The organism is Atlanticothrix silvestris CENA357 (assembly GCF_016056295.1).
In the GTDB taxonomy this organism is placed as follows: Bacteria; Cyanobacteriota; Cyanobacteriia; order Cyanobacteriales; family Nostocaceae; genus Atlanticothrix; species Atlanticothrix silvestris.
On record NZ_JAECZB010000001.1, the window covers coordinates 36,250 to 48,265 of the forward strand.

At 42.0% G+C, this 12,016-nt stretch carries 10 protein-coding genes; 4 read left to right on the top strand and 6 right to left on the bottom strand.

Annotated features, from left to right (window positions below; genetic code table 11):
- Positions 1-1,179: 1,179 nt before the first annotated feature.
- Positions 1,180-2,151, top strand: coding sequence for a solanesyl diphosphate synthase (sds, locus tag I8751_RS00160; protein ID WP_214437152.1), 972 nt, complete (start codon positions 1,180-1,182; stop codon positions 2,149-2,151).
- Between the two features lie 86 nt (positions 2,152-2,237).
- Here the strand turns inward: sds and I8751_RS00165 are convergent, their stop codons facing one another.
- Positions 2,238-2,711, bottom strand: a complete 474-nt coding sequence (locus I8751_RS00165) for a hypothetical protein (RefSeq protein ID WP_214437350.1) — start codon at positions 2,709-2,711, stop codon at positions 2,238-2,240.
- 209 nt (positions 2,712-2,920) lie between these two features.
- On the opposite strand from I8751_RS00165, the gene hetZ reads away from it, so the two are divergent.
- The 3 genes from hetZ (at position 2,921) to I8751_RS00180 (ending at position 7,759) form a co-directional block, all read left to right on the top strand.
- Entirely contained in the window at positions 2,921-4,141 is a 1,221-nt protein-coding gene (gene hetZ / locus I8751_RS00170) for a heterocyst differentiation protein HetZ (protein ID WP_214437153.1), read from the top strand.
- Complete coding sequence (locus I8751_RS00175) at positions 4,134-5,114, top strand: PatU (protein WP_214437154.1); 981 nt, start codon at positions 4,134-4,136, stop codon at positions 5,112-5,114. Before hetZ ends, I8751_RS00175 begins: the two co-directional genes overlap by 8 nt.
- Before the next feature lie 344 nt (positions 5,115-5,458).
- A complete protein-coding gene (locus I8751_RS00180; RefSeq protein ID WP_214437155.1) occupies positions 5,459-7,759 on the top strand; it encodes a DUF3488 and transglutaminase-like domain-containing protein in 2,301 nt (766 codons plus the stop codon).
- Positions 7,760-7,989: 230 nt separating this feature from the next.
- Here the strand turns inward: I8751_RS00180 and I8751_RS00185 are convergent, their stop codons facing one another.
- The 5 genes from I8751_RS00185 to nuoH all read right to left on the bottom strand — a co-directional run bounded on the left by I8751_RS00185 (position 7,990) and on the right by nuoH (position 11,883).
- Positions 7,990-8,910: an NAD(+) kinase gene (locus I8751_RS00185; protein ID WP_214437156.1), complete on the bottom strand. Its 921-nt coding sequence runs from the start codon at positions 8,908-8,910 to the stop codon at positions 7,990-7,992.
- A 6-nt stretch (positions 8,911-8,916) separates the two neighbouring features.
- Entirely contained in the window at positions 8,917-9,222 is a 306-nt protein-coding gene (nuoK, locus tag I8751_RS00190; protein WP_214437157.1) for an NADH-quinone oxidoreductase subunit NuoK, read from the bottom strand.
- An 89-nt stretch (positions 9,223-9,311) separates the two neighbouring features.
- The gene (locus tag I8751_RS00195; protein ID WP_214437158.1) at positions 9,312-9,962 is read right to left on the bottom strand and encodes an NADH-quinone oxidoreductase subunit J; all 651 of its coding nucleotides are present in this window, start codon (positions 9,960-9,962) and stop codon (positions 9,312-9,314) included.
- A gap of 58 nt (positions 9,963-10,020) precedes the next feature.
- Positions 10,021-10,605 carry an NAD(P)H-quinone oxidoreductase subunit I gene (gene ndhI / locus I8751_RS00200; protein WP_214437159.1) on the bottom strand — a complete coding sequence of 195 codons (585 nt, stop codon included), beginning with the start codon at positions 10,603-10,605 and terminating at the stop codon, positions 10,021-10,023.
- A gap of 159 nt (positions 10,606-10,764) precedes the next feature.
- Positions 10,765-11,883, bottom strand: a complete 1,119-nt coding sequence (gene nuoH / locus I8751_RS00205) for an NADH-quinone oxidoreductase subunit NuoH (protein ID WP_214437160.1) — start codon at positions 11,881-11,883, stop codon at positions 10,765-10,767.
- Positions 11,884-12,016 lie beyond the last annotated feature (133 nt).

Here is a 12,016-nt window from a genome sequence, read left to right on the forward strand (position 1 = left end):
GTAGCTTGTTATGCCAAATTATTCCGTAGAGATCTATTCTCTTCGGTCAATCAACTAAATTATTGAATTAAGTTTTTCGCAGACCACACATCCCACATCAGTTAAAAAATTGCCAAACGACATTTTTTAACTGCACTCCTCAGCAGTTTACCTAGTCTGCATTATTTTTATACTTACTTCTTTCTATGAGCAATATGAGCCTTGACGCTAAATGCATAATCAAGACTCGTAGCAAACATCCACAAGGATATTGCATAGCTCTATTACCAGAAGCTAATTTGCCATACAAAAAGCGGAGGAATCACTTCCTAAATTCCGATTGTATAGCAGCTAGTTATTCTAGACTCGCAACCCCATAAAAGTAAAATCACTTAATAGCGATTTTCTAACTTCGGTATATAGCGGCGAGTCATTCTAAACTCCCAACCTCGCACAAGTAAAATTACTTAACAGTAATTTACTTTTGAAGGATGAATACTTGAAAAATTTAAAATTCCTATATTTTAGCGTAACACAACAGTCCTGAATTTTAAGCCGACTTTGGGGCTAAATTTTAAAATTTCTGGATTGCTAAATCTCAGGCTAGTCAAGCTTAGTATTCATTTCAAGATAACCAGTGTGTAAAAGCTAAATCATCCAGAAAAAGTGGAATATTGATATATTGTGCTTAATATTACTTATAGTATTTATGTCTAAAAATAAATTACTAGCAACAATAAACCTATATTCTATTGTTGCGAGTTCAGCGAACCAAAAATTTGTATAATTTAATTCAAAAATATAAGCCGACTACTGAAAAAACTTAAGTATGTTTTGTTTAGTTGAGAAAAGTTTTTTAAACAACTCAAAGATCTATTGAGCTAATTAACTTAGAGAATTTCTCCTCAGAAAAAGACAATTATGAGAAAATTTTCCTCATCACAACATACCACTGCCACAAAGTAGTGCATTTGTACTAACCAACATATAAACAAAATCTAAAAATGAGGCTTGGCTGTAATGTAGCTTTGACCCCATCCACAAAGATTTATCAAACTTATGCTTTTCCATACGCTCAAAGCTCTGTAAAGGTCAGCAAACGAGTATTATCTAATCAAAACTTTGCGCTGGCACAGGGTTATCTTAAAATGAGTATAGGATATGTAAACTTTCGTAACCTAAGCCAGAGTCCGCCCATCCATGACCCCAGCCACCTCTCTGTTTACCCCTGTGGAAGCAGACCTGCAACTACTAGCAGAAAACCTCAAGCAGCTAGTTGGAAATCGCCACCCCATTCTCTTTGCAGCAGCCGAACATTTATTCGGAGCTAGGGGAAAGCGTATCAGACCAGCAATTGTTCTGCTGATATCGCGGGCCTCAATGTTAGAACAAGACATTACACCACGTCACCGCCGTTTAGCAGAAATCACGGAAATGATTCACACTGCAAGCTTGGTACATGACGATGTTGTAGATGAATCAGAGGTGCGACGAGGTGTTCCCACCGTTCACAGTTTATTTGGCAATCGGATTGCCATATTAGCGGGAGACTTTCTCTTTGCCCAATCTTCATGGTATTTGGCAAATTTAGATAATTTGGAGGTGGTAAAACTACTCTCAGAAGTCATTATGGATTTGGCTACTGGAGAAATCCAACAGGGAATGAATCGTTTTGATGCTAGCATCTCAATCGAAACTTACCTCAAAAAGAGCTATTACAAGACAGCCTCCTTAATTGCCAACAGTTCCAAAGCAGCTGGGTTACTTAGTGAAGTTTCTTCAGAAACTGCTGAACATCTGTATAGCTATGGTCGTCATCTAGGTTTAGCATTCCAGATTGTGGATGATATTCTCGATTTCACGAGTACAGCAGATACTTTAGGTAAACCAGTGGGTTCTGATCTCAAAAGTGGTAATCTCACTGCACCTGTTTTATTCGCCTTAAGGGAAAAACCTTATCTAGAAGTGTTGATTGAGCGAGAATTTGCCCAAGAAGGTGATTTAGAGCAAGCACTAAAGCTAATTCAAGACAGTCAAGGTATACAACAAGCTAGGGAATTAGCGGCTCAACATGCTAAGTCAGCTGCTGAGCATCTAATAGTTCTTTCACCTTCAGAATCATACCAGGCATTAATGAATATGACTGACTATGTACTGAGTCGGCTTTACTAAACAATTTTAGATTTTAAATTTAAAATTTTTAAATTTGGAGTTGGGATTTTTGATTGTATCTAATAAATCCCAACTCCAAAATTTATTTATGCAATATCGGGGGGTACTTGTTTAGGCTTCTGTTGTTTTTTTATCTGTTGTTGCATGAGTTTTTGCAATTCATTTCGCTGCACTTCTACGGTATGAGTGGTCTGACCCGGCGTTTCCAAAAAAACGATACTATCTACGGGTTCTAATGCCACCAACTGGAACAAAATGTGGGTAACAGGAAGAGGTTTCGCTACGATTTGAGGGTCAAGCCCAGCAGATGGAATTAGGGAAACATCCTGTATGGTAGAAAAAGCGTAAATCACACGCTTTTCTAATCCTGGATTTGCACGGTTACTCAATGTAGTTAGCACCCACTCTGACTCCAAATTCTGGAGAATATAGTATTGGGAATGGCGTAATCTTTGAGCGATTGCACTAAGCACAGGAGAAATTGCTGCGACAATATTTGGTGTTATACCATCGTGGGGTGCATTGTCAATCAGCAATTGAATTTGTCTTTCTAAATCCATAATGACTTGTAAACGACTCTTGGGTAATGGCAATAACATAAAAGTTAAGTGTGAACAATCCCATAAGAATTGGGAACAATAAAATAAGCCACATCCTAAACGCAGGATTGGCCTGTTGCATTTAGCTTATACGCAAAACCCAAAAAGCCAATACCCACGGTCGTACAGGTTGTATTTAAGCATGTTAGGGTCTTTTGAAAACCGAGACTATGAATTCAGCCGCAACCGCAACAATTCCAACCACAACAATTCCAACCCCAACAATTCAGGGAGAAAATTCTATCGGCGTGGAGGTGATATTTCAACTCCTATTCCAGGAGCTTCAGCAGTCAACCAAAGCTTCAGCCCAGAATTGCCACGATGTAGCTACACGAATTACCACCGAAGTATACCGGATTTGTAGTGAAAGTAAACGTATCCAGGCTTCCGGTGCGATCGAAAACTCGGCAATGACTCTAGCTCGGCATCGACTGCAACAGTGTCTGAGATACTATCAGTTGGGTTCAAATCGGGGCAGAGTAGAATTGCACAGTACTCTGAGTGCAATTATTTATCGTTACATTAATCCTCCTCAGCGGCAGTTGAGCTATCAAGGACGATTGACGATTATTGAAGATTTTCTCCAAGGTTTTTATTTGGAAGCTTTGAACGCTTTCCGGCGGGAGAGCCAACTTGGCCCCACTTATCGCCCCCAAACTCTTCTGGAATTGTCAGAGTACATGGCATTTACCGAACGCTATGGTAAGCGGCGGATTCCTTTACCAGGTCGTCAGCAGCAGCTAATTATTCTGCGGGCCCAAACTTTCTCTCAACAGCAACCTCCAGAAACCAACGTAGACATCGAACAAGCCGCAGAAGGTAGCAGCAACGAAGGTGATGGTTCTTGGGAAGAGCCAGCAGTACAGCAGTTGCGCTCAACAATGGCGACGCAAGCAGCACCCGAACCAGAAGAAGATACTTTGCGTTCGGTTGTAGTTACAGAATTAATGGATTATCTGGAACAACGGCAACAATCTGATTGTGCTGACTATTTTTCCCTCCGCCTCCAGGATCTATCGACACAGGAAATTGAGTCAGTTTTGGGTTTAACTCCTCGCCAGCGTGATTACTTACAGCAACGCTTTAAATATCATTTAATTCGGTTTGCCTTGTTGCATCGCTGGGAATTAGTTCATGAATGGTTGGAAGCTTCATTAAACACCAATTTGGGCTTAACTCCCCAGCAATGGCAAGTATACACAGAACAGTTAGACGATAAACAACGATCGCTACTGGAGTTGAAGCAACAAGGACAGCCAGACGAAAAAATTGCCAAGACTTTAGGGCTATCAACAGCCCAACTACAAAAAAGGTGGTTTAAAATTCTTGAGCAAGCTTGGGAAATTCGTAACTCCTTAGTGTCCGGATCAGGTGCATCTACTCATGAATAGTGACTCAGAATCCTTACAAGACCGTTTGCTCGATTGGTTGTTGGCAAATCATGTCAATACCCACGAGCAGAAATTGGTAGATTGTAAGGAAATTGACGGGGTGGATAACCCTCCCAAGGAAGCAACTACATTAAAAAGTAGTGAGCTAGAGTTGGGAGGAACCCCCCAAACCTTTCAATTGGGAGAAATTCCTACTGTGCAAGAACGTTTCCAAGCCGTCCTCAAGCGTCGGTTACAAATCCAAACCGAAAACCACCCTCCGTTATTCCCCTGGGAATCACAAATAGTAGAGTATCCAGATTGTGTTGAAGAGCGATCGCTAGCACTCAGTCCTACCTGGGGATGGATGGCACAGCGTTCAAAGCTGAGCCTACCTATTCCCCTACCGGAGAATATTTTCCGGGAATTACTAGAACAGTGCCAAACGCTGATTACATCTTCACTACCGCTAGGGGCAAAATTAGTTCAAATAGTTGAGGGCTTTTTCCCTAGTGAGTCTCAAACGCTCAATGATATAGCTGGATTGGTGCTGAGAAGCACTTATCGGTCTGTAGACACCTTGGGTATGATGCCTAATATTCAGAGCGACTACTCTGATTTACAACCGCGTCAACAAATGGCATTGTCGCTACTGGCTGCTAAACAACTGCTAGAAAATCTGACTCTACCAGTATCACCATCGCATCCAGTAGTTGAAAGACAATGGCTAACTAGTGCGGGTCTTCTAACCCTGAGGGTAGAATACATATCTCAGGGTCAGTGGACACAGTTACACGTTCATAGTGATTTGCCTACTAAAGGTATTTTGAAACTGCAAGGCAGCGGTACTAAAGCCACAGCAAAATCTTCCGGTTCAGGAAACTTGAGCGTAGAACTACACTGCCAGCAACTTAACCCGACTTATACTCTGGAAGTTGAGTTTCCAGAACTAGACCAACAGTCGTTGTTGTTTGTGATTAATCCCACGATCTAGCCACTAACTATATCCATCGCTAGCATTCTAGATTGATCAACGCCGACAAATTAAGATGATTTTCTTGGTTTTGCACCTGATCTTTTTTTAATAACCGATCATTAGGGTTTCTACTTTTTTGCAAACGATCATTCGGGTTTCTACGATCAACAGCAATTAAAAAGACATAATGTACGAGATACTTAAACTCCCAAAGGCTTCCTTCGGGGAGTTCCTGTTTTCTTAAGAGGGGCTTCCCGAAAAATAGAGGCTGAAAGCAGGGTAGTCAGTTGACATCCCCAGCATTGTGTTATTGCATCTACATCATCAGGTTGCTTACACTCTCAATGTTTAAATTATCCAGGATGAATCGGTTTTGGCCTCTATCTATGGGTCATGTTTGGCGACAAAATACGCAGGGTTCGTCTTTGAAAGAAGCGGAAGATACAATTTCCTTGCGTGTGCTAGTGCTAGCGTTGGTAATTATCGGAATTGTGGCAACAGATATTGCCACCGAGACGATATTTAGTCTTTGGGCAGTACCGCCAAGTATAGTCGGTGCGATTTGGAGTTACTACCGTCGTCGCCATGCCAATATTACCGTTAAGTTCTGCATCGCCATAGGAATGTTAATTGCACTGGGTGCTTTTTTTGGGCGATTGCTGGGAGAATTGAACGATACGCGATTGGCATTGGCAGAGTTATTAATTCAACTCCAGATACTCCACAGTTTTGATATGCCCCGTCGTAAAGACTTGGGCTATTCCATAGTCATAGGCATAATTTTATTGGGTGTAGCAGCAACACTGAGCCAAACTTTAGCATTTGCACCAGTGTTGTTATTATTTTTAGCGATCGCCCTACCGACTTTAGGATTAAACTACCGTTCGCAACTGGGACTAAAAAAGTCAACAGTCTTTGACCAAAAGTCAAATGAAATTAAATTATCTTCACGTATACCTGTTTATTTTTTACTTTTTACTTTAGTTGTTGGTTTAGGGCTAGGGATTTTTGCTGTTTTGCCTCGATTCCCTGGCTATCAACTGCGGACGTTTCCTGTCAGTTCTCCTATTGAGGTGAAAGGCGGGTTTACAGGTCGTAGTATTATCAATCCTGGTTATGTCCGTCAAGGTAATGCTAATAATCAAGGTAGTGGTAGCAATGGTGATGGACAAAGCCAAGCAGGTCAGCCAGGACGCTTAGATAACGGTTTTTATTACGGTTTTAATAGTCAGATTAACCAAAACCTGGGCGGAAAGATGAAACCCAAGGTAGTAATGCGGGTGCGATCGCAGGCGGAGGGCTTTTGGCGAGTCTTGGCATTTGATCGTTATACAGGTAAAGGCTGGGAAATTTCTCGTAATGAAAAAGTCAGGACTATCAAGCGATCGCCTTGGTCTTACCAAATTTACGTAGCTACACCAGATACCCTTGCTAAAACTAGAGATGTCGTCCAAACTTATACGATGGTTTCAGATTTACCTAATTTGATTCCAGCTATGACTTTTCCGCAAGAAGTTTATTTTCCCACACCAATCATTGCTATTGATCAAGAAGATGGGTTGCGCGCACCTGTTGGACTATCCGAAGACCTTACCTACACAATTATTTCCAAAGTACCGTACCGCGATCGGGCTGCGTTAGGTAAAGCTTCTACTAACTACTTAAAAAAAATTACAGATTATTATCTGCAAATTCCTCCCGAAATTGAGCAAAAAGTCAGGGAACGTACTGAAGAAATTCTTGCCAACTACAACCGCGAAAGGGTCGGGAAATCTTTAAAAACCCTGGATTCGGCTTACGAAAAGGCTCTTTATCTCGCTCAGTACCTCAAACAAAACTACTCTATTCCTCAAAATCCCTTGGATCTGCCTTATTTAGAAGAAAAAGACGACTTAGTAGAAGCGTTTTTGTTCAAATACAAGGGCGGGTATCCAGACCACTTCTCGACAGTTCTGACAGTAATGTTACGTTCTATTGGCATCCCTGCGCGGTTAGTGGCGGGGTTTGGGGCTGGGGAATTTAATCCATTTACGGGGATGTACGTTGTCCGTAATACAGACGCTTACGCGATGACAGAAGTGTATTTTCCCAAATATGGCTGGTTTGCTTTTGATCCAATTCCCAACCATCCTTTGATTCCTCCCTCAATTGAAGATACTCAAACCTTTAGCGTCTTACGCCAGTTTTGGCATTGGGTTGCTGGGTGGCTACCTTCTCCAATCACGGGTTTATTGAATAATGTATTTGGAATAATATTTAGTTATGTGAGTCGAGCGATCGCTTGGTTTTTAGCTTTATTTGCTCAGGGTTGGCTAGGTGTATTAACGGGCTTAATCTTGGCAACTACAGCAACCTTCTTGGGTTGGTTAGGTTGGAACCAGTGGAGAGAATGGAGCAAGCGTCGTTGGTTAGGTAAATTACCGCCTATGGAAAGTCTCTATCAACAAATGTTGCAATGGGCAGCCCAAAAAGGTTTAGGTAAACATCCAGCACAAACACCCCTAGAGTATGCAAGCGTATTACATCAGCATCATGACCAAGCTACGGCTCAGGTAATAGATGAAATTTGTCAAGCTTACGTGGGTTGGCGTTATGGTGGTCATACGCCTAACTTGAAACAACTGCGACAAAATTGGCAAGGTCTGAAAAAGACTGCTAAATAACTCATTGATAAATTACATAATTTATAATCTTTACAGCATCAGGCTTTTAACAAAAACTTGATTTCAGGCATTCTGTGAGAAAATTAGCACTCAAATTCTTGCTCTGTCTACAGGTGAAAAATTGGCTCTTATTTTTATTTAGAGGGGTTAAACAACGATACAAAAATACCCTAGTTTTAGGCATTAGCTAAAACCAGGGAATGTCAAATTTCAAACGCTGGAAAGAATAATCAATTTCGGTGATTATTAGTGTAGCGAACCCTAGTGCCTGCCCAAAGCAACTTCTCTCGCAGCGTCTGATAATATGAATTGTTCTCCCGCAAAATAATAAACTTAGCCCGACAATCAGCCATTCGCACATCAACACGATGTCCAGGCCAAATTGAAGTAGCTAATACCCCATCTGTCCATAGCTTTGTACTCAAATCATAATCGCCCAAAGGCCAAACACTAACAACCACACCAGGAGGTAAAACCAAAGGGCGACTAGAAAGACTCATGGGACAAATGGGAGTGATGGTAATTGCTTCCATACCATCGTGCATAATTGGGCCGTTAGCAGAAACAGTGTAACCCGTAGAACCCGTAGGGGTAGAAATAATCAATCCATCTCCTACATATTGATCGACTACCTCACCGTCAATTTCCATCTCTAGAATTGAGGTAATCATGCGATCAGCGGAAGCCGGTTTGACACAAAATTCATTCAAACCCAGGTAGCGTTCAGTTACAGGTTCTAAATTTGTACCATGACCCTCGTACACGGCTGCTTGTACCATCATCCGTCGCTGAATAGCATAGCGATCCTCAAACAGCCGATCCCAAACTTTTTCTGTATCTTGAAACTCATCTACTGACTCGGTTAGAAAGCCCAGATGGCCACCCACGTTCACTCCCAAAATGGGTATACCAGCTGGGGCTAAATGTCTGGCACTAGTTAGAACAGTACCATCACCACCAAGTACTAAAGCCAAATCGATGGGTTGAGCCGCTGAAGCCAAAAATACCGGATAAGGGTTATCTTTAGGCCCACTAGGCCCCATCAGAACTTGGCAATTGCGATTTTCCAGTTGTTTAGCGCAGAGTTCTGCCCAGCGTTTACTCTGGGAATCTCGCGCCTTATAAGCAATGATTACCTGCTTGAGTTGCACACGCAATTACCACTTCAGGAGATTAAACTGCTCCATATCGACGGTATCACGGTTGCGATAAATGGCAAGCACGATCGCCAAACCTACCGCCGCCTCAGCAGCTGCCACGGTAATCACAAATACGGTGAAAACCTGACCCTTAATTAATATTGAGTCAAGGAAGTTGGAAAATGCCATTAAATTCAGATTAACGGCATTGAGTAATAACTCAATTGACATCAGCACCCGTACAGCATTGCGACTGGTAATTAAACCATAAATGCCAATACAGAACAAAGCTGCTGCAAGTAATAAAAAGTACTGGAGTTGCATGAATTTTATGTCAGTTGTCAGTTGTCAAAAGGTAAGAGTCAGTGGTTATTTTCCTGCAATAGCAATTTTCTAGCCCCTAGTTCAGTCATTTATTCGCGACGAGAACCACCACGGTGAATATCAGGATCATTTGATGCAGTTTTAGTGCTTGTCGATACTAGTTCTCTAGGACGTTCTGGTAAAGTCAAAACGGTTTGTGGCAATTGTGAAGGTGTTAATTGCTCTGGCAAATACTCGCGGCGGGCCAAAATAATTGCTCCTACCATTGCCATTAGCAACAAAATAGAAGCAAGTTCAAAAGGTAGCAAAAAGTCGGTAAATAAATGCTCACCAATCAAAATTGTGGAACTTTCACCAGCCACAACAGGAGCTGAGTATGCCCAAGGAGTCGCTAAAACCATCGTACTCAAAAGCGCAAATAATCCTAAACTGACTATAGCGGTGAGTATCTTGCGGACTCCAGCGCTAGGAAATGGCGCAAAATCCTGGCGTTTATTCACCAACATAATGGCAAACAAAATCAGCACATTCACTGCTCCAACATAAATCAGCACTTGTGCTGCTGCTACAAAGTCAGCATTTAGCAGTAAATACATTCCTGCCATACTGATGAATACGCCTCCCAGCATAAAGGCAGAGTAAACGATGTTTGAGAACAGCACTACACCTATGGCTGCACCAATCATCATCACACCTAATATGCCAAACGAAACAAACTGTACTCCTTCCGCTAGATTCACTCTTTTTGTCCTCTGCTCAATTGTTAGTTGTCATTTGTCAGTTACTAATGACTATTGACTATTTTTCAGTTTGTTCTACAAGGTCTTCAGGACGTGAACCAGCGCGAGGCGCATCAGCAGGCAGGTCATGGGGATCCATGACACCCTTAGGTAAGTAAACTAGTTCACGTAATGGTGTAACCATTGGGTCATTTGTGACTTTGTAGGGCAGGCGACCGAGCGCTACGTTGTCATAGTTCAATTCGTGGCGATCGTAAGTGGAAAGCTCATACTCTTCTGTCATCGATAAACAGTTAGTTGGGCAAAATTCCACACAGTTACCGCAGAAAATACAAACCCCAAAGTCAATACTGTAGTGCTTGAGCTTTTTCTTTTTGTTAGCTTTCTCGAATTCCCAATCTACTACAGGTAGATTAATCGGACAAACTCGAACACAGACTTCGCACGAAATGCACTTATCAAACTCAAAGTGAATTCTGCCACGAAACCGTTCGCTAGGAATCAGTTTTTCATAAGGGTACTGCACTGTAACCGGTCGCCGCCGCATGTGGTCAAAAGTGACAGACAGCCCTTCACCAATGTAGCGACCGGCTTGCACTGCTTCTTTGGCGTAATCACCAACTTGCTTCAGGAACTTTAACATTTTCGTGTTTCTCTCTTTATTTAGTTGTCAATTTTCAGTTGTCAGCGATGCACTGAGCTTGTCGTAAAGCCTGCGGCATAGCTACGCTTAACGCGGAGCGTCTCGTAGAGAAGTGTTGTCAGTTGTGAATTATCGGCTTCTACTACTGACTACTGACTTTTATCCACCAAAGGCGACTGGAAAGGCTAGTTTTAGGGCTGCGGTTAATAAAAGATTAACCAAACCAACTGGTAGCAAAAACTTCCATCCTAAATCTAACAGTTGGTCAATCCGAACCCGTGGTACTGTCCAGCGTAATAGGATAGCGATAAACACCAGAAAGTAGGCTTTGATTACAGTCATGAGGATGCCCAAAGAGGCAGTAACTACTTGTAATACAGGATTTACTTCATTGATTCCCAGCCAACTAGCGATGATGTTGATAGGAATAGGAAAATCCCAACCACCCAGGTATAAAACTGCTACCAGTAAGGCCGAAAGCACTAAATTGACATAAGAACTGAGATAAAACAGTGCAAATTTCATCCCAGAGTATTCAGTCTGATAGCCTGCTACTATTTCTTCTTCTGCTTCAGGGAGGTCAAAGGGCATTCGTTCACATTCAGCAAGGGCGGCTATCCAAAAGATGAGGAAACCTACTGGTTGTCGCCAAATATTCCAGCCGAGGATGCCATAACCAGATTGTTGATTGACAATATCAACGGTGCTGAGGCTGTTAGACATCATGACGATCGCTAGTACACTCAGCGCTAGAGGAATTTCATAACTAATTGACTGTGCTGCTGCCCGCAACCCTCCTAAGAGTGAGTATTTATTGTTAGATGCGTAGCCAGCCATTAATAATCCAATCGGCTGAATGCTAGACAAAGCAATCCACAAGAAAATACCTGTTCCCACATTTGTAATGACGATGTTCTGTCCAAAGGGAACAATTAAATAAGAAAGAAATACTGGTAATACAACAATGATGGGGCCTAGAGTAAATAGCCATCGATCAGCCTTAGCTGGCACAATATCTTCTTTAAATACCAGCTTTAGACCATCTGCTACTGGAGCTAGTAAACCCAAAGGCCCAATATACTCAGGCCCAATCCGCTGTTGTGCTGCTGCCGAAATTTTCCGTTCTAGCCAAACACAAACCAGTACCCCCACTGTTGCTCCAATGAGCATTAGTATCATCGGCAGAGGCATCCAAATAGCTTTGGCTGTACCTGCTGGTAGTCCTAAATCCATTAAGGATTCAATAAAAGTTCCTTGGAGGTCAATTCCTGAATTCATGTTTCTGCTCTTTAAGTCAACTGAAGTATGAAATATAAAATTTCAGTCTGGACTAACGCTTTGTTACGCTAACATCCTTAAACCTTCATGCTGTAACCTTGCGTGATTGAAGATTTTTTTGCAAATTCCCATG